Consider the following 22,520-nt stretch of genomic DNA (forward strand, 5'->3'; position numbering starts at 1 on the left):
GAGCGCCGCGCGACGAGCGGCGAGCGGCGGGCGGTGGGCGGCGGGCGGCGGGCGGCGGTGCGCCAGGGCTGGCAGACGCGCCGCTGCGAGTTCCACGTAGCGGCGCGTCTGCCAGCCCTGGCGAAAGGGGGGGTGGGGTGAGCGGGCGAGGCGGTGCGCGCTCAGTCCTGCGGCGCGACGCCGTCGGGCCGGTCGCCCGCGCGGATCCCCTGGAGCTGCTCGCCCAGCCAGTCGACGTACTCGCCGAGCCACGCGCCCGTGACCTGCTCGTTCCACGCCTGCCCGACCGCCGGCTGCGGGAACACGACGGCGTCCGAGAGCGTGTCCCGCAGGGCCAGGGCGGGGCCCTCGTCGTCCGAGACCGTCACCCACTGCATACCGTGGCGGGCGCCCAGGTGCTCGCCCAGCAGCACGGCGACGACGTCCAGCAGCACCGCCAGCTCGTCCGGGTCGAGCGCCTCGGCCTCGGAGACGGACCGGGCGAGGATGCCGTCGTAGTACGCGGCCACCGCGTCCAGGTCGAGGTGGTCCACGCCCTCCTGGGCGGCGAACTCGCGGCGGACGCGCACCCACTCCTGCTCGGGCTCGGACAGCGGGTGCATCTCGGGCTGCTCGGTCATGGCCTCCATCCTGCCAGGCCGGCCCGCTCCCGTTTCCCGCAAGGAAGGGGCAGGGGAGGCTCCCGTTTCCCGCACGAAAGCGGCGGGGTCAGCCGACGCGTCGCGCCAGCGGCACCTGCACCGCGAACGCCGCGAGGCCCAGCACCGCCGCCCAGGGCCACGCCGTCGTCGTGCCGGGATCCGTGCGGTCGGGGACCTCGTCCGGTGCGCCCCTCGCCCCCTCCTGTGCCGATGCTGTGGGCGGACTCACGCTAGCGCGTCCGGGGAAGTTGAGACACTGGGGGCATGCGCATCATGACCGTCTGCCTGGGGAACATCTGCCGCTCGCCCGCCGCCGAGGCGGTGCTGCAGCGCAAGCTCGCGGAGGCCGGGCTCGCGGACGAGGTGACCGTGACCTCCGCCGGCACCGCCGACTACCACGTGGGCGATCGTCCGCACGAGCTCACCCGCGCGGTCGGCGGGGAGCTGGGCTACGCGTTCGAGTCCGTGGGCGTCCACCTCGCCGCCGAGCACCTGGACGAGGCTGACCTGGTGCTGGTCATGGACGAGTCGAACCTCGCGGACGTGCACGCGCTGGCCGCCACGGACGAGCGGCGGGCCAAGGTGCGGATGATGGGCGAGTTCGCCTCGGACGCGGCCACCGCCGGGGTGCTCGAGGTCCCGGACCCCTACGGGCACCCGCGCGCGCAGTTCGAGGACATGTACCGCCAGCTCGAGGACGCCGCCGACGGGGTGGTCGCAGCGATCCGCGACGGCCGCCTCTGAGCTCCGCCGCCGCGCGCCGGACCGCGCCCCCACCGGCCCTTTCGTGCGGGAGACGGGAGGCTCCGTGGCGCTGACCGGACGCACCGGCCGGTGGATCCGCGACGACGGCACGCCCGTCTTCACGAAGGCCCGCGCCGACGCCCCCGCGCACCTCTTCGAGCGCGAGGCCGCGGGCCTGCGCGCCCTCGCGGCGGCCGGGGCCCGCGTGCCCCGCGTGCTGGGGTGGAGCGAGACCGGCCTGGAGATCGAGTGGATCGACGACGGCGGCCGGCGCACCCCGCAGACGGAGGCCGCGTTCGGCCGGGAGCTGGCGGGCCTCCACGCGGGGTCGCGCCCGGAGGCCGGCGCGCCGGACCGGTTCGGCTCGCCCGACGACGTCTCGGCCGGCTGGCTCGGCGCCTGCCCGGTGGACTACACGCCCGCGGACACGTGGGCCGAGTCCTGGGTGGGGCGCCGGATCCTGCCCCTGGCCCGCCGGGCCGCGCGGGCCGGCGTCGTGCCCGCCTCTGCGAGGGCGGACGCCGAGCGCCTCGCCGAGCTCACCGACGACTTCGGCCCGGACGCCCCCGCCGACCACCCGGGCGCGGCGGTGCTGGGGCCGGCCGAGCCGTCGTCGCTAGTGCACGGGGACCTGTGGGCCGGGAACCGGCTCGTGGACGCGGACGGGCGGTCCTGGCTGATCGACCCCAGCGCGCACCGGGGCCACCGTGAGGCGGACCTGGCGATGATGCGGCTCTTCGGCGGGTTCGGCGAGGAGGCGTTCGCGGCGTACCGGGAGGCGTTCCCGCTCGCCGACGGCTGGCGCGAGAGGGTGCTGCCGTACCAGGCGGTCCCCCTGCTGGTGCACGCCGTGCTGTTCGGAGGCGGGTATGGGGAGCAGGCGGCGGCGTCGCTGCGGGCGGCGGTGCGCCTGGCGTCCTGAGCCGGGGCCCGGACCCGGGGGCCGGAAGGCTCCCGTTTCCCGCACGAAAGTGCCCGTGGAGGCTCCCGTTTCCCGCACGAAAGTGCCCGTGGAGCCTCCCGTTTCCCGCGCGAAAAGGTCAGGCGTCGGGGGCGAGGGCCTCGCGGAGCCGGGCGGCGACGTCGGGCCTCAGGGCGCCGCGGGCCTCGGCCCGGTCGGCGGTGGCCCGGGCGAGCGTCTCCCAGACGGCCAGCACGTCCGCGGGCATCCCGTCGGCCACGAGCTCGGCGAGCGTCTCGCGGTGCGCACGCACCGTCTCGACGTCGCCGCGGGCCACCGGGCCGGTGAGGGTGCCGTCGCCGTCCGCGAGCGCGTTCTCCAGCGAGGCCGCCATCAGCGGGCGCAGCAGCCGCTCTGTGTCCGTCACCCCGATGCCGCGCAGCAGCTGCGCGGCCTGCGCCGTCAGCGTGACCAGGTGGTTCGAGCCGTGCGAGAGGGCCGCGTGGTAGACGCCGCGGTCGGCCTCCTTGATGACCACGGGCTCCCCGCCCATCTCCACCGCGAGCGCCTGCGCCACGGGCAGCACCACGGGGTCCGCGGTCACCCCGAACACGCAGTCCTGCAGGCGGGCCAGGTCCAGGCTGAGGCCGGTGAACGTCATGGCCGGGTGCAGGGCGATCGGGATGGCCCCGTGCGCGCGCACCGGGTTCAGCGCGCCCACGCCGTGCCGTCCGGAGGTGTGCACCACGAGGTGCCCGGTCTGCACGTGCCCGGCGGCGGCGAGCCCGGCCACGAGCTCGGGCAGCACGTCGTCCGGGACGGCGAACAGCACCATCTCCGAGCGGCGCAGGATCTCGGGGATCTCCAGGACGGGCGCCTCGGGCAGCAGCGCCTCCGCGCGGGTGCGGGAGGCCTCGGAGACGGCGTGCACGCCGGTGATCGTGTGCCCCGCGTTGCGCAGGGCGGCGCCGAGCACCGCGCCCACGCGGCCCGCGCCCACCACCCCGACGCCGAGGCGTCCGGGCCGCTGCGTGGGGTCGGTGGGGTCCAGGGTCAGGTCGAGTCCGCCGGTCATGGTCGCTCCTCGTGGCTCGTGCGGGGCTCCGGGTCAGTGCCCGCGACACCCCCCGCGGGGGCGGCGGGCCGGGCGACGCCGGCGCGCGCCAGCTCCTCGCGGCCCACCTCGGTGGCGGCCACCTCGCGGGTGCGCTGCTCGAAGCGGGCGAGCTCCTCGGGGCGCATCCAGCGGTCGCGGTCGGCCAGGCGGCGGGAGACGGCGGCGTGCCGGGCCTCCTCCGCGAACAGCTCGAGGGCGACCGCCTCGTCCAGGTCCGGCAGGACGGCGTGGCCGCCGGCCGTGCGCACGTGCACCGTGGCCAGGCGCAGGCGGCGCTGGACGGGGCCCTGGTCCAGGGCGGCGGTCTGCACGCGCTCGTGCTGGAGGGTCTGCAGCACGCGGTTCCAGCGTCCGCTGCGCACCACCAGCAGGGCCCGCGTCGTCGTGAAGCCCCGGCGCCGCCAGGCGAACCAGTTGAACCACCAGCGGCCGCGGTGCGGGATGTGGTGGAAGCCGCCCTCGGTCCCCGAGCCGTGCAGGCCCAGGTGCATGAGGCGGGCGGGGGTGAGGCCCTCGGCCTCGCGGGGGTCGCCGTCGAGGCCCGGGTCCGGGGCGACCACGGTGAGCACCCGCAGCACGTCCTCCCACGTGCCCACGGGCAGCGCGGTGCTGCGCTTGCCGGCGGCGTCCTCGCCGTAGCCGGCCACGGACACCTTCACCCGGTGCCAGCCGAACGGCCGCCAGAACAGCGGCTGGCTCACGGTCACGCCCTGCACGCGGCCCGGCGGGACGGTCTGGTGGGTGGTCTCGGTGAGGCCGTGGCGCAGGCGCAGCCCGTCGGCGGAGCGGCGCACCTGGAAGCCCCAGCCGCCGTTCAGCCCGGACCACGCCTGGCCCACGACGGCGAACGCCAGCGGCAGGCCCCAGGCCACCACGATCGGCGTCAGGGAGGTGTCCTCGCCCTCCAGCCACGTCCCGGGGGCGAGCGCGAAGAACAGGCTCGTGCCCAGCACCACCACGAGGTAGACCGCCACCGTGCCGGCCACGCCGCCGGAGAGCAGCACCGAGCCGATCAGCCGGCCGGAGGGCACCCGGAGCATGAGCTCGCCCTCGTCGTCTGCGCGGCGGGCCAGGCCCGGGCCGGACGACGACGGCGCCGCCCCCTCCGGCGCGTCGGCGCGGGGGGTCGTGGGATCGGCGTCGGCGCCGGGCATGACTCCCGGCATCACTCCGGCGGCCGCGTCCGCGCCCTCGGCGATCCGCGGGGCGGAGGCGGGCCCGACGAGGACCCCGGAGGCACGGTCGAGGATCTCCCGGCGGACCTGCTCCGCGCGGGCCTTGGGCAGGAAGGACAGCTCGAGCGCGGACTCGCCGCCGTCCGCGGCCTCCACCTTCACCACGGCCAGGCCCAGCAGCCGGGCCACGAGCGGGTGCTGCAGGTCCACGGCCTGGATGCGGTCGTACTTCATCTGCCGGCGGGTGCGGAAGAGCCAGCCCTGCCGCAGCTCGATCTGGTCCTCACCGATCCGGAACCGGGTGAACCACCACGAGAAGAAGAAGGCCAGGCTGACCAGCAGGGTCACGCCCAGCAGGATCCCGCCGGCCACCAGCAGGCTGCCCTCGCCCTCGCCGGAGCCCCCGCCCGCGCCCGCGCCGAACCGGCCTGCGGCGAAGTCCTCCACCGCGTTGCGGCCCAGGAAGAACAGGATGAGCAGCAGGAACGTCCAGCCCCGCACCCACGGGGAGGCTGGATGGACGCGGGCCCAGCCGTCGTCGTCCGCCGGGCACGTCGCGGGGACGGGCGCGGCGGCGCTCACAGCCCCGCCAGCCGGGCCTGGCCGCGCGCCATGAGGACCTCGCGCAACTCGTCCGCGGTCTCGCGGGGCAGGCCCTCGAGGGTGACGTCGGACCCGGAGGCCGCGGTATTGAGGGTGAGGGTCTGCAGGCCGAACCGGCGCAGCAGCGGGCCGTCCGAGACGTCCACGTACTGGAGGCGGCCGTAGGGGACGGCGTGCACGCTGCGGAACAGCAGGCCCTCGCGCCACAGGACGTCGTCCTCGCGCTCGGCCCAGCCCATGGCGCGCACGCGGCGCGGGATCAGCACGAGGTCCACGAGCCAGGAGACCACGACGATCGCCGGCAGCCCCCACGCAGTCCACGCCCACAGGCCCTCCCAGGGCCCGAGGAGCTTGAGGACCAGCGGCACGCTGAACACGACCAGCCAGATCAGGTGACCGATGCTCGAGGAGATCAGCTTCACCGGGGTGAGCTTCGGCGAGGCCGGCGCGAACGTCACGCCGGTCAGGTCAATCCCGGGCACGGGCATAGCCTCCTTCGGTCTCGGGGCGGGGCGCTCGTCCGCGGCCCGCGGTCCCATCCTCCCCGCGGCCGCCCTCGGCCGCATCCCCCTCCGGGGGGATCCGGCACCAGCGCTCCACCACGAGGCCCACGGCCAGCAGCACCAGGCCGCCCGCCGTCTGCAGGGCCGCCTCCCGCACCGTGGGCGCCCCCGCGCCGGCCCGGGCCGCCACCTGCAGGGCCACGCCCGCGTGCCAGCCGGCCAGGGCGGCGCCCGCGAAGCCGGCGGCCTGGCCGAGCACCAGGGTGCGCGCCGCCGCGATCGGGTCCATCCGCGCGGCCGGCGGCTTCTCCCGGTCCCGGCGCACCCGCCAGCCCAGCACCAGGCACAGCACGGACACCGCGGCCACGGTGATCAGGCCGCTGCGGCCCACCACGGGCGCGCCCCAGCCCAGCGACGGCGCGGCGAGCCCGGCCAGCCAGCCGAGCAGCACGGCGGCCGCCACCGCGACCACGGTCCACCACGAGCGCAGCGCGATCACGGGGCCGACCCGTCGATCGCGTCCCGGCCCGGCGCGCGCGGGGCGCGGGGACGCACGGGGACGACGTCGTCCCGGCCGGCGAGCAGCCGATGCCGCTCCGGCTCGGCGCGGCGCACCCCGGGGGAGTCCGCGGCGAGCGCGGCCAGCTCGGCCACCGGCCGGCCCGCGAGCACGGCGTCCGGGTCCAGCCACAGCCAGGGCAGCAGCACGAACCCGCGCTCGGCGGCGCGGGGGTGCGGGAGCGTGAGGTCCGGGTGGTCGCTGACGAGGTCCCCGTAGGCGATCACGTCCACGTCCAGCGTGCGCGCGCCCCAGCGGACCTCGCGGCGGCGGTGGTGCTCCTGCTCGAGGCGGTGCGCCACGGCGAGCAGCTCCCACGGCGCGAGGTCCGTGCGCAGCGTGACCACCTGGTTGAGGTAGTCGGGCTGGCCCGGCGGCCCGCCCACGGGCGCGGTGACGGCCCGGGGCGAGGCCTGGACGTCCGTGACGTGCGGCAGCGCGGACAGGGCGGCGACGGCGGCGTCGAGGGTCTCGGCGGGCTCGCGCAGGTTGGCGCCGAGGGCCAGCACGGCCGCCACGGGCTCCGCGGGACGGGCACCGAGCGCCGGCGTGGGCGCCGGGTCCTCGGCCGGGTGCCGCCAGTCCACCCCGCTCACGCGAGGTCCCCCCGGGTGCGGTGCACGGTGACGGCTGCGTCCGCGAAGTCGTGCGGGATGGGCGCCTGGGGCTTGTGCACGGTGACCTCCACGGCCTCCACCACGGGCTGCTCCGCGAGCACCGCCCGCGCGATCCGCTCCGCCAGGGTCTCGATCAGGTCCACCGGCTCCCCGGTGACCAGACGGACCACCGTGTCCGCGACCTCGGCGTAGTTGGCGGTGCGGGCGAGGTCGTCCCCCGCGGCGGCCGGGCCGGCGTCGAGGTGGAGGACGACGTCCGTGACGAACGGCTGCCCGTCCCGGCGCTCGTGGTCGAAGACCCCGTGGTGCCCCACGGCGGACAGCCCGGCCAGGCGGATGCGGTCCCGGGCGCTCACGGCAGCACGTCCTGGGAGACGGGCTCACCCGGGGCGTGCGCCCCGGCCCAGGCCGCGGCGGTGCGGACGGCGTCGGCGCTGGCGCGCACGTCGTGCACGCGCACGCCCCACGCGCCCTGGGCGGCGGCGAGGGCGGAGATCGCCGCGGTGGCGGCGTCGCGCGCGGCGGGCGGGGCCGGGGCGCCGTCGTCGTCCGCCAGCAGGGTGCCCAGGAACCGCTTGCGCGAGGCGGCGACGAGCACCGGGTGGCCCATGGCGCGGAGCCACTCGAGGCCGCGCAGCAGCTCCCAGTTCTGCTCGCCGGCCTTCGCGAAGCCCAGGCCCGGATCCACGATCAGCTGCGCGGGCTCGACGCCCGCGGCGAGGAGGCGGCCGGCCACGTCCCGCAGCTCGCACACGACGTCCGGGACGGTGTCCTCGTAGACGGCCAGCCCGTCCATGGTCTGCGGGTTCCCGCGGTTGTGCATGAGGATGTACGGCGCGCCCGACGCGGCGATCAGCACCGGCATCTCCGGCTCGTGGGCGAGCCCGGAGACATCGTTGACGATCACCGGCCCCAGCGCCAGGGCTGCCCGGGCGGTGGCGGTGTGGCGCGTATCCACGGAGACGACGACGTCCTCGGCCAGCAGCGCCTCGATCACGGGCAGGATGCGCGCCTGCTCCTCGGCCGGCGGCACGGCGCGGGCCCCGGGGCGGGTGGACTCGCCGCCCACGTCCACGATGTCCGCGCCGTCCGCGACCATGCGCCGGGCGTGCTCGACGGCCGCGCGGACGGTGGCGTGCTCCCCGCCGTCCGAGAACGAGTCAGGGGTGACATTGAGGATGCCCATGACCAGGGTCCGGTCCGCGGGCAGCCGCCCCAGCAGGGCGCGGTTCGCCTCCCGCGCCGCCGCGTCGATGCTCTCGTCCACGTGTCCTCCTCCGCCGTCGGTGGTCCTCAGCCTTGCATGATGAGGCTCATCGCCTCGGAGCGCGTGGACGGATCCCGCAGCTGGCCGCGCACCGCCGAGGTGACGGTCTTCGCGCCCGGCTTGCGCACACCGCGCATGGACATGCACATGTGCTCGGCCTCCACCACCACGATCGCCCCGCGCGGGGCCAGGTGCTCCATGAGCGCCTCCACCACCTGCGTGGTCAGCCGCTCCTGCACCTGCGGACGCCGCGCGTACAGCTCCACCAGCCGGGCCAGCTTGGACAGGCCCGTCACCCGGCCCTCGGCCGAGGGGATGTAGCCGATGTGCGCCGTGCCGTGGAACGGCACCAGGTGATGCTCGCACGTCGAGTAGAACGGGATGTCCTTGACCAGGACGAGCTCCTCGTGCGCGATGTCGAACGTGGTGCCCAGGACCTGCTCCGGGCCCTGGTGCAGGCCCGCGAAGAACTCCGCGTACGCCTTGGCCACCCGCTTCGGGGTGTCCTGCAGGCCCTCGCGGTCAGGGTCCTCGCCGATCGCCAGCAGGATCTCGCGCACCGCCGCCTCGATGCGGGGCCGGTCGATCGCCGTCGAGTCCGGGTCGAACGTCCCGGGCACCCCGGCCGCGGGCGTCGACGCCGTGGGGGCCGCCGCGCTGCCGTCCGCCGCCGCGGGCACCGGGCCGCGGGCGGCGTCGTCGTGGTGGGTCTGCTCCGTCATGCCAGCCTCCTCGGCGCTCAGTACGTGGGTCCCTCGCCGGCGCCCGGCGAGCTGCTCGGGCCGCCGTGCGGCGGCAGGCCGGGGGTCGGGGCGTCCCCGCCCACCGACGACGGCGGCGCGCCCTCCGGGTGCACCGGCACCGTGGTGCCCTCCACGCCCACCGGGGTCTGCTCCCCGCCCTCATGGCGCGAGCGGCGCTCCGACGGCGAGAGCACGGGCGGGATGTCCTGCGGCAGGCGCTCGTCCGAGGCGAGCCACACGTCCCGCTCCGGGCGCTTGCGCACGTCCCGGAAGATCTCCGCGATGGCCTCCTGCGTGAGCGTCTCCTTCTCGAGCAGCTCGTAGGCCAGGCGGTCCAGCACGTCCCGGTTCTCCGTGAGCACCCAGTGGGCCTCGGCGTGCGCGCCGTCCAGCAGGCCGCGCACCTCCGCGTCCACGAGGTAGGCGAGCTCCTCGGAGTACTCCCGGGAGGAGCCGCCGCCCCCGCCGCCCACGAACGGCTCCGAACTGCCGCCGCCGAGCTTCACGGCGCCCACCTTCGCGGACATGCCGTACTCGGTGACCATCTTCCGGGCCGTGTCCGTGGCCTTCTGGATGTCGTTCGCGGCGCCCGTGGAGGGGTCCTTGAACACGATCTCCTCGGCCACGCGACCACCCAGGGCGTAGGCCAGCTGGTCCAGCAGCTCGTTGCGGGTGACCGAGTACTTGTCGTCCTCCGGGACCACCATCGTGTAGCCCAGGGCGCGACCGCGGGGCAGGATCGTGATCTTCGTGACCGGGGCCGAGTTGCGCAGGCCCGCCGCCACGAGCGCGTGCCCGCCCTCGTGGTACGCGGTGACCTTGCGCTCGTGCTCGTTCATCAGGCGGGTGCGCTTCTGCGGGCCCGCCATCACACGGTCCACGGCCTCGTCCAGGGCGTGGTTGTCGATCACGTTGTTGTTCGAGCGGGCCGTCAGCAGCGCCGCCTCGTTGATCACGTTGGCCAGGTCCGCGCCCGTGTAGCCGGGGGTCCGCTTGGCCAGCGAGCGCAGGTCCACGTCCAGGGCGATCGGCTTGCCCTGCGCGTGCACCTCGAGGATCTTCGCGCGGCCCTCCAGGTCCGGGGCCTCCACCGGGATCTGCCGGTCGAAGCGGCCCGGGCGCAGCAGCGCCGGGTCCAGCACGTCCGGACGGTTGGTGGCGGCGATCATGATGACGTTCGTGGACGCGTCGAAGCCGTCCATCTCCACGAGCATCTGGTTCAGGGTCTGCTCGCGCTCGTCGTTGCCGCCGCCGATGCCCGCGCCGCGGTGCCGGCCGACGGCGTCGATCTCGTCCACGAAGATGATCGCCGGGGCGTTGGACTTGGCCTGCTCGAACAGGTCGCGCACGCGCGAGGCGCCCACGCCCACGAACATCTCCACGAAGTCCGAGCCGGAGATCGAGTAGAACGGCACGCCCGCCTCGCCGGCCACGGCCTTCGCGAGCAGGGTCTTGCCGGTGCCGGGCGGGCCGTAGAGCAGCACGCCCTTGGGGATCTTGGCCCCCACCGCGCGGAAGCGGTCCGGGACGGTGAGGAACTCCTTGATCTCCTGGAGCTCCTCGACGGCCTCGTCCGCGCCCGCCACGTCCTTGAACAGGACGTCCGGGTTGTCCTTGTTGATGAGCTTGGCGCGGGACTTGCCGAACTGCATCACCTTGCCGCCACCGCCCTGCATGCGGGACAGGAGGAACCAGAACAGCAGCGCGATGAGCAGGAACGGGATCATGAACCCGAGCAGCGAGAGGAGCCAGTTGCTGCGCACCGGCTCGTCCGTATAGCCGTCCAGGGCGGAGTCGTCCACGGCCGTGACCACGTCCGACGCGCGGGCCGTGGCGAAGTGGAAGTAGACCTCCTTGCCGAGGTCCCTGCCGTCCTGCGAGTAGTCCTCGCGCAGGGTAAGGTCCACGCGCTGGTCCCCGTCCACCACCCGGGCCTGCGCCGCCTTGTCGTCCTGCAGCATGGCCATGCCCACGTTGGTGTCCACCATGGTGCGGCCCGTCTGCGACGTGGCCAGCGGGATCGCGACGGCGAGCACCAGCAGGCCCAGCAGGATCCAGATGTAGGGCTTGTTGAACAGCTTCTTCACGGTCCCTCTGCTCTCCCGGTCGGACTGTCGTCGTGGGGTCTCGCCCCACCGGACGGACCGTCCCGTGGAACACCTCTGCGACCCGGTGCCGTGGCGCGCGGGGGCGCCGTGCCCGGGGTCACTGCCCCACCGTACCGGCCGAGCGGACACGCGAGGCGACCGGGCCGCCGTCGTTCGCCGCCGGTGGACAGTGCCGCGGGGCGCGAGGGGGCCCGTCCGCCGCAGACGCGCGGCGAGGGGGTCCGTCAGCTGTAGACGTGCGGGGCGAGGGTGCCCACGAAGTCCAGGTTGCGGTACTTCTCCGCGTAGTCGAGGCCGTAGCCCACCACGAACTCGTTGGGGATGTCCCGGCCGACGTACTTGACGTCGATCTCCACCTTCATGGCGTCCGGCTTGCGCAGCAGGGTGCAGATCTCCACGGACGCCGGGCCGCGGGACTCCAGGTTGGCCTTGAGCCAGGAGAGGGTCAGGCCGGAGTCGATGATGTCCTCGACGATCAGCACGTCGCGCCCGGTGAGGTCCGCGTCGAGGTCCTTGAGGATCCGCACCACGCCGGAGGACTTCGTGCCGGAGCCGTACGAGGAGACGGCCATGAAGTCGATCTGCACGTGCGAGTGCAGGGCGCGCGTGAGGTCGGCGACCACCATGATCGCGCCCTTGAGGACGGCGACGATGAGCAGGTCCTTGCCCTCGTAGTCGCGGTCGATCTGGGCGGCCAGGTCCTTGACGGTCTCCTGCACCTCCTCGCGGCTCATGAGGACGTGGGTGAGATCGTTCTGGACATCCTGTGCGTCCATGCGGCGCCGCTCCTGGGGGTTCTGCTGGGGATGGGTCCTCCGCCGGCGGCCTCAGGGGCGGGCAGCCCGACGGACGATCTCAAGCATGGCACACCCCCGCCCGCCGCGCAGGGCCGATTCCGGCCCCGCGAGACCACCGTCACCCCCCTCGCCTGGGCCCCCGCTGTGACGACGCCTCACTTCCACCCCACCGGGCAGCTCCACGGGCCCCGCGGACCCCCCGGCGCCGGGGTCGGCGGGCACGGCGAGGGCGTCGACGGCGAGGGTCCGCTCGCGGGTGGGCCGGGGTCCGCCCGCCTCGACGACGGCCAGCCCCAGCACCCGGTGCCGCACCGCCGGGGGCAGGGCGGCGAACGCGGCCAGGTCCAGGCGCACGACGGCGTCGCCCCGGCCCGGCGCCCGGCACTCCGCGAGCGCGCGGGCGGCCCACTGCTCCAGCGCCGCGGCGTCCTCCGCGGCGATCGCGGCCGTGCGCACGAGCCCCTCGCGCACTCCCGGCCCGAGCCCGTCCGCGGGGTCCTCGAGCGCGGGCAGCACGCGGGTGCGGACCCGCGAGCGCAGCAGCGCGGGGTCGGCGTTGTGGGGGTCCTCCCACCACCGCACGCCGGCCCAGCGGCAGATCGCCTCGGCGTCGGCGCGGGTCAGCCCGAGCAGCGGCCGGGCGAGGGCCGCCCCTCCCGGCAGCGCGCCCGCGGCGGGGATGCCCGCGAGTGAGCGGGTCCCGGAGCCCCGGGCCAGGCCGAGGAGCACCTGCTCGGCCTGGTCGTCGGCGGTGTGGGCGGTGAGCACCACGCCCGCGCCGGCCTCTCGGGCGGCGTCGGCGAACGCTCCCCGACGGGCCCGGCGGGCGGCGGCCTCGGGCCCGTCCCCGGCCTCGCGCACGGCCACGCGGCGCACGAGCACGGGCTCCAGCCCCAGGGTGCGGGCCACGCGGGCGGCTGCCTCGGCCACGTCGGCGCTGCCGGCCTGCAGCCCGTGGTCCACGACGACGGCGCCCACCGGCCCCAGCGCCGCCCCGGCCCGGGTGCCCCGCAGCGCGGCGGCGGCCACCGCGAGCGCGCAGGAGTCCGCGCCACCGGAGAGGCCGATCAGGGCGCCGCCGTCGTGCGCGGCGAGGACGGGGCGCAGGGCGGCCACGGCCCGGTGCAGGGGCTCCGGCCAGCGACCCCGGGGCGGCCAGGACTCCAGGGCGGGCGGCGCGGCCGACCCGCTCGGCACCGGCTCAGGCCTGGGCACGGACGCGGGCCGTCCAGCGCTCGGGACGGTGCAGCTCGTCCTCGGTGGGCAGCAGCTCGGGGGCGTCCCACACCACGTTGAACCCGTCCATGCCCAGCTCGGCCACGGCCGCGGACACGAACCTCTGCCCGTCCCGGTACTGGGCCATCTTGGCGTCCATGCCGAGCAGGCGGCGGAGCATGCGGTCCAGCGGGGAGCGGCGGTCCGCGCGGTCCTCGAAGCGGCGGCGGATGGTCTTCACGGAGGAGACGACGTCGGCGTCCACCCCGTCCATCACCACGTTCGCGTGCCCCTCGAGCAGGGACATCACCGCGGTGACGTGGGACAGCCGCGCCCGGTCCTCCTCGTCCTGGAGCGCGCCCAGCAGGCCTGCACCGCGGGCGGGCACGACGTCGCCGCCCGCCTGCGCCGGACCGGGCCGGCCGTCGTCGGGCCCGGAGGCCGGCCCCGTGGACGCGGCCCCCGCCCCGGACCCGCGGCCCAGGGGGTTGGCGGCGGCGAGGGCGGAGCGCAGGCGCTCGGGGAGGGACTCGGCCTTGTCGAAGAGGCCTGAGGCGAGGGCGGTGATCTGCTCCTGCAGGTGGCCGCGCAGCCAGGGGGCGGCGGCGAACTGTACGCGGTGCGTCTGCTCGTGCAGGCACACCCACAGGCGGAAGTCCTCCGGGTCCACGTTGATCTCGGTGCGCACCTGCGCCACGGAGGGGGCGTTGAGCAGCAGGCGGCCGCCGGAGGGGCCGGCGAACGGGTCGTACTGGCCGAGCACCTTCCCGGAGAGCCAGGCGAGGATGCCGCCCATCTCCAGGGCGGTGGCGTGCCGGGCCACGGGCGTGAGGGCGGCCTGGTACTCCTGGGGCCGGGTGGCCTGCAGGTGCGCGAACGTGGGCTCGAGCATCGTGGCGAACGACTGCGTGGCCGAGGCAGACCACGTGGGCCGGTCCACCACGAGCACCTGGGAGTCCCGCAGGTCCTCGGCGGCGGCCAGGCCGGTGAGGCGGTGCACGTGCGGCACGGAGGCCTCGGCGGCGGCGCGCAGCCCGGCGGCCTCGCGGGCGGCCTCGCGCGCGGTGAAGCGGGGGCCGGCGGGAGCGAGGGCGGCGGCGGTGCGCGCGGCGAAGGCCCAGTCCACGGGCTGCGGGACGCGGTCGGCGGGGGCGGTGTCCATGGGGCCATGAGACCACAGGGGGCGGACGCGCTCACGGCCTGCGGGGCGCGTTCGCCCTGCGCTCAGCGGCGCGGGGCCCCGCGCGGCGGGCGGCGGACCCGCGCGGCGGCGCTCAGAGCCCGGCCATCGCGGTGACGGCGGCGTCCACGGCCTCCCGGGCCTCGTCGAGCTTCCAGTCGAGGTCCGAGGCCACGATGCTGAACGCCAGCACCCGCCCGTCCTGCGTGGTCACGGTGCCGGTGAGGGACACGGTGTGGTCCAGCGTGCCGGTCTTCGCGGCGACGGCGCCCTCGGCCGCGGTGCCCCGGAACCGCTCGTCGAGGGTGGAGTCCTCCCCCGGCCGCGGCAGCCCGTCCAGCACGGGGGCCAGCCACGGCACGCGGGACGCGGCGGACACCACGGCGGCCAGCTGGGCGGGGCTCACGAGGGACCCCTCCGCCAGCCCGGAGGCGTCCAGGACCGCCATCCCCGCCGTGTCGGCCCCGAGGTCCGCGGCGACGTCCTCGAGCAGGTCCGCGGCCCCCTCGTGCGTGGCGGGACGGCCGACCGCGTAGGCGGACAGGCGCCCGAGCGCCTCGGCCACCTGGTTCTCCGAGTGGGCCAGCATGTACGCGGCCACCTCCGCCACCGGCGCGGACTCCACCTGGGCCGTCGGCTCGGCGGCGACGACGTCGTCCCGCACCGCCGTCGTGGCCGGGATGGTGTCCCGCAGCCCCAGGTCCAGGTCCGCCCCCGTGCGCTCGATCTCCTCGTCCAGCAGGCGCTGGAACACGAGCGCGGTGTGCCCGGCGGGGTCCTCGATGCGCTCCTCGTCCACGCCCGGCGCCTCGCGCCCGCCCCACGTGGCCAGCGGCTGCACGGCCGAGACGTGCCCGTCCTCGAGCAGGTCCGGCGTCCACGCCGGGTTCACGGCGGCGCCGTCGAACAGGCGCAGGTCTACGGACACCACGACGTCGCCGCTCACCCCCGCCTCGGCGAGGCCGGCGACGGTCCGCTCGGCCAGGGTCCTCAGCCCCGCCCGGCCGGCCACCGCGTCCGGGTCCGAGGCGCCGTCGCCCAGGAGCACGTCCCCGCCGCCCACGAGCACGAGCTCCGTGGCGCCGTCGTCGGCCGCGGGCGCCGCGACCACGCGCGTGCGCAGGGTCCGCTCCGGGCCGAGCGTGCGCAGCGCGGCCGCCGCCGTGAGCACCTTGAGCGAGGACGCCGGGGCCGCGAGGGAGTCCGCGTCGCGCGCGTGGAGCACCTCGCCGGTGGCCGCGTCCCGCACCTGCGCGGCGACGCGGCCGGGCGAGGCGTCCAGGGCGGCGTCCACGGCGGAGGCGAGGGCCCGCGCGTCGGGGGACGGGGCCGCCATGGCCTCCGCCGTCACCGGGTTGCCGGGGGCGAGCGCGGCCGGGCCGGCCAGGGGCGTGAGCACCGGGGCCGCCGAGAGCAGCGCCGCCGCGAGCGCGGCGAGCAGGGAGGCGAACGGCGAGCCGGGGGTCACCCGCGGGCCCCCGCCTCCGCCGCGGCCGCGAGGACGTCGGCCAGTCGGGCCTCCCCGGCGGCGCGGGCCGCCGACTCCGCCGCCCGCAGCCCCGCGGGCCCGGCCAGGCGCGCGAGCCGGGCGGGCAGGTCGGCCTCCGGGGAGGCGGCGAACGACTGCGAGGTCAGCACGGGCTCGGAGTCGCGCACCTCGGCGAGGACGGCGGCCGGGTCCGGCTCCCCCGCGCGTTCCTCGAGCATCACGAGACGGGCGTAGACGGCCGGGCTGCCGATCTTGATGCGTTGCCCGCTCGCGAGCTGGGACAGCATGGGGGCGGACAGGCCCAGGGTCTGGGCCAGGGCGCGCTGGCTCAGGCCGTAGGCCTCGCGCACGCCCGTGAACCGCTCGGCCAGGGGGGCGCCGTACAGCGTCCTCTGCTGCTCCAGATGCTCGTCACTCACGGGGGACATCCTCGCATGTGTTTGCAAACGCGAACACATCGGGTAGCTTTGCGATTGCAAACGCACGAGGTCCGGCCCACTCGGACCCCGCCCCAGCGGGAGAGAGACAATGACGCACCCTCGCACCGCCCCCGCCCCGCTCGCCGCCGTGGCCGGATCACTCGGCCTCTGCCTGTCCGCCGCCGTCCTCGCCGGGGCGCCGGCGCTGGCCGCCCCGACGTCGACGCCGGCGGCCGACCAGGCCCGCCAGCAGCCCGTCGTCGTCATGGACCACTCCGGCTCCATGCTCAACGCCGACGCGGACGCCTCCGGCACCACCCGCGTGGACGCCGCCAAGGCCGCCACGAAGGACCTCATCCAGGCCGCCCCAGAGGGCGCCGAGCTCGGCCTCGTGACCTTCGGCCACCGCCGCGCCGAGGACTGCACGGACATCGAGACCATCCAGCCGGTCGGACCGGTGGACAAGGCCGCGCTCACCGCGCAGGTCGACGCCCTCGGCGCCCGGGGCGAGACCCCCATCAGCGCGGCCCTCCAGCAGGCCGCCGACGCCCTCGAGGAGAAGGAGAAGGGCACCATCGTGCTCGTCTCCGACGGCCAGCCCTCCTGCGACACCCCGCCCGCCTGCGAGGACGCCGCCCAGCTCACGGAGCACCTCACCACCCGGACCACGCGCGCCCTCCATGGCTACGAGGCGGCCGGAACCCCGATCACGGGCGGGTCGAGCCTCGCGGAGGCGCCCCTCCTGCTCCCCGGCCCCGCCACGGACACGCTCGCCTCGCACGCCCGCCCTGAGCAGATCGGCCACCGCCTGGGCACCGACGACTTCGCCGACGGGGACGTGACCGGGCTGCCGCAGGAGGCCGGACCCGGATTCCTCACGACGGCGGCCCAGTTCCGCGAGCGGTTCCCCGACGAGGCCGCCGCGGCGCCTCCCCCTGGGCCTGGGCCCTGGACGCCCTCGGCCTGCTCGCCGTGGCCGGCGGCGCCGTCCTGACCCGTCGCACGGGCGCCGAGCGGGGCTGACCCGGGCCGCGCGTCGTCGTCGTCCACGCGGCGGCAACGCGGCGGCGCGCCGGTAGGCTGGGACCCAGTCCCGCCGTGCCGCGCACCGCCGCGGTCCGGCGCCCTGCCCAAGAGCAGTCCCACCGAAGGAGAGTCATGCCGCACGACGTCACCATCGAGATCCCCGCGGGCTCCCGCGTGAAGTACGAGTTCGACCACGAGACCGGCCGCCTGCGCCTGGATCGCGTGCTCTTCACCTCGATGCAGTACCCCACCCACTACGGCTACTTCGAGAACACCCTCGGCGAGGACGGCGACCCGCTGGACGCCATGGTCCTCCTGCCGGGCTTCGACCTGGTGCCGGGCTGCGTCGTGGAGGCCCGCCCCGTGGGCGTCTTCAACATGACCGACGACGGCGGCGGCGACGCCAAGCTGCTCTGCGTCCCGGCCGACAAGCGGTTCGACCACATCACCGAGCTGGAGCACATCGAGGAGTCGCTCAAGCAGGAGATCGAGCACTTCTTCACCCGCTACAAGGACCTCGAGCCCGGCAAGTGGGTCAAGGCCGAGGGCTGGCAGGGCCGCGCCGACGCCGAGGCCGAGCTGGAGGCGTCCATCGCCCGCTTCGATGCCGCCGGCGAGCACTCCCCTGCCGACGAGCCCCAGGGCCGCGACGTCGAGACCGAGGACCCCAGCCCCGCCACCGAGGAGGGCGAGGAGAAGGACGTGCCGCAGGGCCGCTGACGCCCGGCGCCTCGGGGCCGCCCCGAGCCGGCGGTGCCGTGCTCGCTGCGCCGAGCCGCCGCCCGCTCACCGGAGCTGTCCTGCAGATGGCCGGTATGACGCCGATCCACGGCGCCATACCGGCCATCTGCGTTCCCGCTCGACGTCGGGGCCACTGAGCCCTGGCAGAATCGGGCACCATGCTCGTGCTCACCATCAACCAGCGGGACACCCTCGACGCCGGGGACCGCGTGGACGCGTTCCTGCGCTCCCTCGGCGACGCCCCGGGGCTGGCGGGCGCCGTCGCGCTGCCGTTCCAGCGCGCCGTGGGCGACGAGCTGATCGGCGCCGTGACGGACCCGGCCGCCGCGGTGGAGGTGGCGCTGCGGGCGCTGCGCGAGCGCCGGTGGAACGTGGGGATCGGCGTGGGCGCGCTGCGCGGGGCGGACGGGACGGACGGGGCGCCGTCGTCGGGATCGCTCGACGACGCGGCCGGCCCCGCCCTCGCCCACGCGCGGCGGGCCGTGGAGGCGGCGGCCGTGTCCACCGCCCGGATCCCGCTGGCCGTGCGCGGCGCCGACGCGCAGGCCGCGGCGGAGGCCGAGGCCGTGCTGCGGCTCGTGGGGCAGCTGGTGTGGAGCCGCACGGACGCCGAGTGGGCGGTGCTCGACCTGCTCGTGCCCGGCGTGCGGGGCCAGCAGAAGCCGGCCGCGGACGCCCTCGGCATCACGGCGCAGGCCGTCTCGCAGGCCGTGCAGCGGGCCTACTGGAACGAGGAGCACGCCTGCCGGCCGGCCGCGGCCCGGCTCCTCGCCCTCGCCGAGGAGGGCTGAGCGGGCGGGGCCAAAACCCGCGCGAGGGCCGGGCGGGTCAGCGCGGGTCGGGCAGCGTCGCGTGCCCGGCCACGAGCTTGGTGAACCACACCGGCCCGAGCCAGCGCTGGCGCGGACCCGCCAGGGCGACGTCGGCGGCCGTCAGCCCGGCGGCGAGCACGAGGCCCGCCGGGCGCCGATGCGCCGCCGGCACGGCGCACTGCAGCAGCGCGGTGGACGCCACGACGCCCGCCCAGCGCCCCGCGGCGGCACTCCACGTGCCCTCCCCCACGATCGGCAGAGCGAAGCACTGCACGTGCGCCGCGGCCAGCGCCATGCGCCGCGAGAGCGACGTCCGCGCGTAGTGCTCCCGCGTCGGCCGCAGCTGGAACGCGACCATCCCGCCCACCAGGTCCACCGCCGTCACCCCGACGAAGGCGCCCACGCCCGGCCCGCACCGAGCGGCGGTCTCCGTGCCCGCGACCAACCCGGCCGCCGTCGCGGCACCGACCACGCCCGCCGAGCGAGCCACGCCCAGCGGTCCCACGAGGCCGGACCAGGCCCGCCTCAGCATCAGGCCGCCGCCGGCTCCTGGACGCGCACGTCCGCCGGGCGGTCCGCCTCCGGGACGAGCGACCAGAGGACGTCCGCGAGGCCGTGGTCGTCCACCGACGCCGTCACCTCGTCCGCGGCCTCCTTCACCTCGCGCACGGCCTGGCCCATGGCCACGCCGCGGCCGGCCCAGGCGAGCATCTCGAGGTCGTTGCGACCGTCGCCCACGGCCACCGTGTGCTCCGGGGCCACGTGCAGCACGGTGCGCAGCGCCTCGAGCCCGGACGCCTTGGTGACTCCCGCGGCGGCCACGTCCAGCCAGGCCGTCCAGCCCACGGAGTAGGTCACGCCGGACAGGCCGATGCCCTCCACCGCGCGTCCGAACTCCTCGGCGGAGGAGTCCGTGGAGAACACGACGAGGCGCACCGCCGTCGTGTTCTTGAGCTCCTCGAAGGTGGTGCCCTCGGCGGCCACGCCGAAGCTCATGTCCTGGAACCGCTCGGTGGACAGGAACGAGCCGTCCGGCACCTCCACCGCGTACTTCGCCCCGGGCAGGCGGCTGCGCAGCTGGGAGAGCACGGAGCGCGGGTCGAAGGTGCGGCAGTCCGTCACCTCGTAGCCGTCCTCGAGGGCGGGGTCCAGGCGCAGGGTGACGCCGCCGTTCGAGCAGACCATGTACCCGGCCTCGATGCCGAGGGACTGGGCGACGGGCAGCGTGGCCCCGCGCGAGCGGCCGGTGGCGATCACCACGTGGTGGCCCGCGGCGACGACGGCCTTCACGGCCTCGCGCACCGGCTCGTGCAGGTGGCCGTCATGGTCCACGATCGTTCCGTCCACGTCGAGGCACACGAGCTTCTTCTCCATGGGTCCAGTAGACCAGAGTCCCCGGACACGACGGCGACGCGCGGGTGAACGGGCGGGGCGCAGCGGGGCCGGCCTCGACGGCGACGCCGACGGCTCCGGCCTCGGGCGGGTCCGCTCAGACCAGCTCGAACCGCTCCATGCCGCCGAGGTACGGGCGCAGCGCGGCCGGCACGGTCACGGAGCCGTCCGCGTTCTGGTGGTTCTCCAGGATCGCCACGATCCACCGGGTGGTGGCCAGCGTGCCGTTGAGGGTGGCCACCATGCGGGTGCCGCCGCGCCGGGCCCCGCCGTCGCCGTCCTCCTGCCGCACCCGCTCACGGATGTTCAGGCGGCGCGCCTGGAAGGTGGTGCAGTTCGAGGTGGAGGTCAGCTCGCGGTAGGTGCCCTGCGTGGGGACCCACGCCTCGCAGTCGAACTTGCGGGCGGCGGAGAGGCCGAGGTCACCGGCGGCAATGTCGATCACGCGGTACGGCACCTCGATCGCCGCGAGCATCCGCTCCTCCCACTCCAGCAGGCGCGCGTGCTCGGCCTCGGCGTCCTCCTGGGTCGCGTAGACGAACATCTCGAGCTTGTTGAACTGGTGCACGCGGATGATGCCGCGGGTGTCCTTGCCCGCGGAGCCGGCCTCGCGGCGGTAGCACGTGGACCAGCCGGCGTACCGGACCGGGGCGTCGACGTCGATGATCTCGTCCGCGTGGTAGCCGGCGAGGGCCACCTCGGAGGTGCCCACGAGGTAGAGGTCGTCGCGCTCGAGGCGGTAGATCTCGTCGTCGTGCTCCACGTCGAAGCCGGTGCCCTGCATGGTCTCGGGGCGCACCAGCGTGGGCGGGATGACGGGCACGAAGCCGTTCTCCAGCGCCAGGTCCATTCCCATCTGCATGAGGGCGAGCTCGAGGCGCGCGCCCACGCCCTTGAGGAAGCTGAACCGGGCGCCGGAGACCTTCGCGCCGCGCTCCATGTCGATCGCGCCGAGCAGCTCGCCCAGCTCCAGGTGGTCGCGGGGCTCGAAGCCCTCGGCCGCGAAGTCGCGCGGGGCGCCGACCTCCTTGACCACCACGAAGTCGTCCTCGCCGCCGGACGGGATGCCGTCGACGATGAGGTTCGGGAAGCCGCGCTGCAGCTCGGCGACGCGCCCCTCGGCGGCGCCGGCGGCGGCCTCGGCCTCCTTCACGCGCGCGGCCAGGTCCTTCACCTCGGCCAGCAGCGCCTGCTTCTCCTCGCCCTGGGCCTTGGCGACCTTCTTGCCGAACGCCTTCTGCTCGGCGCGCAGCTCCTCGAAGGCCGTGATCGACGCGCGGCGGGAGGCGTCCGCCTCGACCATGCGGTCCACCAGGGATGCGTCCTCCCCGCGGGCCTCCTGGGAGGCGCGGTACTTCTCGGGCTGCTCGATGAGGTCCTTGACGTCGATCACGGGTTTCAGCCTAGCGGCCGGGCGGACACGAAAGGTGAGCTGGGCTCCGGAGACGGGCACCATCGCTTTCGGGCGGGAAACAGGAGCCCATCACTTTCGTGCGGGAAACGGGACCCCATCACTTTCGTGCGGGAAACGGGAGCCTCCCAGCAGAGCACGACGAGGACGGCACCGGCCGCCTGGCCCGATCAGGGCGCGTCCGGGGCCTCGATGGGCCCGGTGCAGCCCCACGCGGACGGGTCGGCCGCGCAGTCCTCGGCGACGTTGCGGGTGACGGTGCGCCAGATGTCCGCCGTGACCGGGGCCGCGTCCAGGGTGATGGTGCCCGGAATCAACACCCAGTCCCCGTCCGCCTCGCGGTACTCACCGATGTAGACCGTGGTCAGCGTGACCGTGTACTCCCCGGTCTCCTCGTACACGTGGCTCGTGGGCGTGGGCGTGTTGAACTCGGCCTGGGCGTGGCCGCCCACGTGCGTGACCCGCGGTGCCGTGCCGTCTCCGTAGTTCCAGTGGAAGGACACCGGGGTGGCGCGCAGCTCCACCGGCACCCCGTTGATGGTCGTGGAGAGCGTCTCCACGCCGGCATCCGTGTAGAAGTTCGTCTCCGCGTTGCGCACGCCGCGGCCGGCGTTGTCGGACTCGATGGTCGGATCCAGCAGCAGGAGGGTGCGGACCTCCTCCAGGGTGAACGACGGCGCCCCGCCGGCCCCGGCGGCGGCGTCGGACGTGCAGGTGGGCCGCCCGTACAACGGATCGGCATCCGGGCGCGTGATGTCCACCGTGCGCGCCTGGACCCATTCCCCGTCCGGGCAGAAGGACTCATCCTGGTTCAGGCAGCTGCCGTAGTCAGGGTTGATGAGCTGATGGGGCACGCACGCGCTCACCGTCGAGTGACGGAGGTTCGGATTCTCCGGAGGAGGCTCAGAAATCTGCGAGAGGCCTTCATCAGTCTCGGCGTCTTTTCGATTTCCATGGCAGTCTATGGCGCCCGCAAGTCCTCGATCCTTCAATCCGAAGACCGGCTGGTCCCATGGACAGGTGCCCGGTGTAAACGTAGTCTCAGCAGAGGCCACCGATG

At 75.6% G+C, this 22,520-nt stretch carries 24 protein-coding genes; 5 read left to right on the top strand and 19 right to left on the bottom strand.

The genetic code is table 11. From position 1 onward, the window contains the following. Nucleotides 1–161: 161 nt before the first annotated feature. On the bottom strand, nucleotides 162–620 hold the full coding sequence (locus HDA33_RS09415; protein ID WP_184172755.1) for a DUF3806 domain-containing protein: 459 nt from the start codon (nucleotides 618–620) through the stop codon (nucleotides 162–164). A 285-nt stretch (nucleotides 621–905) separates the two neighbouring features. Between HDA33_RS09415 and HDA33_RS09420 the strand changes: the two genes are divergently transcribed. Together HDA33_RS09420 and HDA33_RS09425 are read left to right on the top strand one after the other, a co-directional pair. Beyond that, nucleotides 906–1,385 (top strand): low molecular weight protein-tyrosine-phosphatase, encoded by a 480-nt coding sequence (locus HDA33_RS09420; protein WP_184172757.1) that lies wholly within the window; start codon nucleotides 906–908, stop codon nucleotides 1,383–1,385. Nucleotides 1,386–1,449: 64 nt separating this feature from the next. Next, nucleotides 1,450–2,307, top strand: a complete 858-nt coding sequence (locus tag HDA33_RS09425) for a fructosamine kinase family protein (protein ID WP_184172759.1) — start codon at nucleotides 1,450–1,452, stop codon at nucleotides 2,305–2,307. A 118-nt stretch (nucleotides 2,308–2,425) separates the two neighbouring features. On the opposite strand, the gene HDA33_RS09430 is transcribed toward HDA33_RS09425, so the two are convergent. The 14 genes from HDA33_RS09430 to HDA33_RS09495 all read right to left on the bottom strand — a co-directional run bounded on the left by HDA33_RS09430 (nucleotide 2,426) and on the right by HDA33_RS09495 (nucleotide 16,087). After that, on the bottom strand, nucleotides 2,426–3,361 hold the full coding sequence (locus tag HDA33_RS09430; protein ID WP_184172761.1) for a Rossmann-like and DUF2520 domain-containing protein: 936 nt from the start codon (nucleotides 3,359–3,361) through the stop codon (nucleotides 2,426–2,428). Beyond that, nucleotides 3,358–5,160, bottom strand: coding sequence for a PH domain-containing protein (locus tag HDA33_RS09435; protein WP_184172763.1), 1,803 nt, complete (start codon nucleotides 5,158–5,160; stop codon nucleotides 3,358–3,360). The genes HDA33_RS09430 and HDA33_RS09435 overlap by 4 nt, the downstream gene beginning before the upstream one ends. Beyond that, nucleotides 5,157–5,669 carry a PH domain-containing protein gene (locus tag HDA33_RS09440; protein ID WP_184172765.1) on the bottom strand — a complete coding sequence of 171 codons (513 nt, stop codon included), beginning with the start codon at nucleotides 5,667–5,669 and terminating at the stop codon, nucleotides 5,157–5,159. Before HDA33_RS09440 ends, HDA33_RS09435 begins: the two co-directional genes overlap by 4 nt. After that, the gene (locus HDA33_RS09445) at nucleotides 5,650–6,183 is read right to left on the bottom strand and encodes a DUF3180 family protein (RefSeq protein WP_184172767.1); all 534 of its coding nucleotides are present in this window, start codon (nucleotides 6,181–6,183) and stop codon (nucleotides 5,650–5,652) included. The genes HDA33_RS09440 and HDA33_RS09445 overlap by 20 nt, the downstream gene beginning before the upstream one ends. Next, nucleotides 6,180–6,839 (bottom strand): 2-amino-4-hydroxy-6-hydroxymethyldihydropteridine diphosphokinase, encoded by a 660-nt coding sequence (gene folK, locus HDA33_RS09450; protein ID WP_184172769.1) that lies wholly within the window; start codon nucleotides 6,837–6,839, stop codon nucleotides 6,180–6,182. The genes HDA33_RS09445 and folK overlap by 4 nt, the downstream gene beginning before the upstream one ends. Further along, nucleotides 6,836–7,216, bottom strand: coding sequence for a dihydroneopterin aldolase (folB, locus tag HDA33_RS09455; RefSeq protein ID WP_184172771.1), 381 nt, complete (start codon nucleotides 7,214–7,216; stop codon nucleotides 6,836–6,838). Before folB ends, folK begins: the two co-directional genes overlap by 4 nt. After that, a complete protein-coding gene (gene folP, locus HDA33_RS09460) occupies nucleotides 7,213–8,127 on the bottom strand; it encodes a dihydropteroate synthase (protein WP_184172773.1) in 915 nt (304 codons plus the stop codon). The genes folB and folP overlap by 4 nt, the downstream gene beginning before the upstream one ends. 26 nt (nucleotides 8,128–8,153) lie before the next feature. After that, nucleotides 8,154–8,849: a GTP cyclohydrolase I FolE gene (gene folE / locus HDA33_RS09465; RefSeq protein WP_221432990.1), complete on the bottom strand. Its 696-nt coding sequence runs from the start codon at nucleotides 8,847–8,849 to the stop codon at nucleotides 8,154–8,156. Nucleotides 8,850–8,866: 17 nt separating this feature from the next. After that, nucleotides 8,867–10,957, bottom strand: a complete 2,091-nt coding sequence (ftsH, locus tag HDA33_RS09470; RefSeq protein WP_184172775.1) for an ATP-dependent zinc metalloprotease FtsH — start codon at nucleotides 10,955–10,957, stop codon at nucleotides 8,867–8,869. A gap of 245 nt (nucleotides 10,958–11,202) precedes the next feature. Beyond that, nucleotides 11,203–11,754 carry a hypoxanthine phosphoribosyltransferase gene (hpt, locus tag HDA33_RS09475; RefSeq protein WP_017488941.1) on the bottom strand — a complete coding sequence of 184 codons (552 nt, stop codon included), beginning with the start codon at nucleotides 11,752–11,754 and terminating at the stop codon, nucleotides 11,203–11,205. A 51-nt stretch (nucleotides 11,755–11,805) separates the two neighbouring features. Continuing rightward, nucleotides 11,806–12,990 carry a tRNA lysidine(34) synthetase TilS gene (gene tilS / locus HDA33_RS09480; RefSeq protein WP_184172777.1) on the bottom strand — a complete coding sequence of 395 codons (1,185 nt, stop codon included), beginning with the start codon at nucleotides 12,988–12,990 and terminating at the stop codon, nucleotides 11,806–11,808. Beyond that, on the bottom strand, nucleotides 12,977–14,152 hold the full coding sequence (locus HDA33_RS09485) for a zinc-dependent metalloprotease (RefSeq protein WP_158493671.1): 1,176 nt from the start codon (nucleotides 14,150–14,152) through the stop codon (nucleotides 12,977–12,979). Before HDA33_RS09485 ends, tilS begins: the two co-directional genes overlap by 14 nt. 112 nt (nucleotides 14,153–14,264) lie before the next feature. Continuing rightward, nucleotides 14,265–15,638, bottom strand: coding sequence for a D-alanyl-D-alanine carboxypeptidase (locus HDA33_RS09490; RefSeq protein WP_184172779.1), 1,374 nt, complete (start codon nucleotides 15,636–15,638; stop codon nucleotides 14,265–14,267). Further along, nucleotides 15,635–16,087 (bottom strand): helix-turn-helix domain-containing protein, encoded by a 453-nt coding sequence (locus tag HDA33_RS09495; protein WP_221432991.1) that lies wholly within the window; start codon nucleotides 16,085–16,087, stop codon nucleotides 15,635–15,637. Before HDA33_RS09495 ends, HDA33_RS09490 begins: the two co-directional genes overlap by 4 nt. 100 nt (nucleotides 16,088–16,187) lie before the next feature. Between HDA33_RS09495 and HDA33_RS09500 the strand changes: the two genes are divergently transcribed. The 3 genes from HDA33_RS09500 to HDA33_RS09510 all read left to right on the top strand — a co-directional run bounded on the left by HDA33_RS09500 (nucleotide 16,188) and on the right by HDA33_RS09510 (nucleotide 18,636). Beyond that, complete coding sequence (locus tag HDA33_RS09500) at nucleotides 16,188–17,072, top strand: vWA domain-containing protein (RefSeq protein WP_184172783.1); 885 nt, start codon at nucleotides 16,188–16,190, stop codon at nucleotides 17,070–17,072. Between the two features lie 164 nt (nucleotides 17,073–17,236). Then, complete coding sequence (locus HDA33_RS09505) at nucleotides 17,237–17,824, top strand: inorganic diphosphatase (RefSeq protein ID WP_184172786.1); 588 nt, start codon at nucleotides 17,237–17,239, stop codon at nucleotides 17,822–17,824. Nucleotides 17,825–18,003: 179 nt separating this feature from the next. Next, a complete protein-coding gene (locus HDA33_RS09510; RefSeq protein WP_184172788.1) occupies nucleotides 18,004–18,636 on the top strand; it encodes a hypothetical protein in 633 nt (210 codons plus the stop codon). Between the two features lie 37 nt (nucleotides 18,637–18,673). On the opposite strand, the gene HDA33_RS09515 is transcribed toward HDA33_RS09510, so the two are convergent. The 4 genes from HDA33_RS09515 to HDA33_RS12760 form a co-directional block, all read right to left on the bottom strand. Then, a complete protein-coding gene (locus HDA33_RS09515; RefSeq protein ID WP_184172790.1) occupies nucleotides 18,674–19,147 on the bottom strand; it encodes a hypothetical protein in 474 nt (157 codons plus the stop codon). A gap of 41 nt (nucleotides 19,148–19,188) precedes the next feature. Continuing rightward, a complete protein-coding gene (locus HDA33_RS09520; RefSeq protein WP_184172792.1) occupies nucleotides 19,189–20,031 on the bottom strand; it encodes an HAD family hydrolase in 843 nt (280 codons plus the stop codon). A gap of 115 nt (nucleotides 20,032–20,146) precedes the next feature. Beyond that, entirely contained in the window at nucleotides 20,147–21,442 is a 1,296-nt protein-coding gene (gene serS, locus HDA33_RS09525) for a serine--tRNA ligase (RefSeq protein ID WP_184172794.1), read from the bottom strand. Between the two features lie 188 nt (nucleotides 21,443–21,630). Continuing rightward, nucleotides 21,631–22,314: a PKD domain-containing protein gene (locus HDA33_RS12760; protein ID WP_338104323.1), complete on the bottom strand. Its 684-nt coding sequence runs from the start codon at nucleotides 22,312–22,314 to the stop codon at nucleotides 21,631–21,633. Nucleotides 22,315–22,520: the final 206 nt, after the last annotated feature.

Source organism: Micrococcus endophyticus, from assembly GCF_014205115.1.
Classification (GTDB): Bacteria; Actinomycetota; Actinomycetes; order Actinomycetales; family Micrococcaceae; genus Micrococcus; species Micrococcus endophyticus.

What these genes read in the sequence shown, in the direction of transcription:
- HDA33_RS09415 (WP_184172755.1), bottom strand. Translation starts at nt 620, where the DNA reads ATGACCGAGCAGCCCGAGATGCACCCGCTGTCCGAGCCCGAGCAGGAG.
- HDA33_RS09420 (WP_184172757.1), top strand. Translation starts at nt 906, where the DNA reads ATGCGCATCATGACCGTCTGCCTGGGGAACATCTGCCGCTCGCCCGCC.
- HDA33_RS09430 (WP_184172761.1), bottom strand. Translation starts at nt 3,361, where the DNA reads ATGACCGGCGGACTCGACCTGACCCTGGACCCCACCGACCCCACGCAG.
- HDA33_RS09440 (WP_184172765.1), bottom strand. Translation starts at nt 5,669, where the DNA reads ATGCCCGTGCCCGGGATTGACCTGACCGGCGTGACGTTCGCGCCGGCC.
- folE (WP_221432990.1), bottom strand. Translation starts at nt 8,849, where the DNA reads ATGACGGAGCAGACCCACCACGACGACGCCGCCCGCGGCCCGGTGCCC.
- hpt (WP_017488941.1), bottom strand. Translation starts at nt 11,754, where the DNA reads ATGGACGCACAGGATGTCCAGAACGATCTCACCCACGTCCTCATGAGC.
- HDA33_RS09485 (WP_158493671.1), bottom strand. Translation starts at nt 14,152, where the DNA reads ATGGACACCGCCCCCGCCGACCGCGTCCCGCAGCCCGTGGACTGGGCC.
- HDA33_RS09495 (WP_221432991.1), bottom strand. Translation starts at nt 16,087, where the DNA reads ATGTCCCCCGTGAGTGACGAGCATCTGGAGCAGCAGAGGACGCTGTAC.
- HDA33_RS09500 (WP_184172783.1), top strand. Translation starts at nt 16,188, where the DNA reads ATGACGCACCCTCGCACCGCCCCCGCCCCGCTCGCCGCCGTGGCCGGA.
- HDA33_RS09505 (WP_184172786.1), top strand. Translation starts at nt 17,237, where the DNA reads ATGCCGCACGACGTCACCATCGAGATCCCCGCGGGCTCCCGCGTGAAG.
- HDA33_RS09510 (WP_184172788.1), top strand. Translation starts at nt 18,004, where the DNA reads ATGCTCGTGCTCACCATCAACCAGCGGGACACCCTCGACGCCGGGGAC.
- HDA33_RS09520 (WP_184172792.1), bottom strand. Translation starts at nt 20,031, where the DNA reads ATGGAGAAGAAGCTCGTGTGCCTCGACGTGGACGGAACGATCGTGGAC.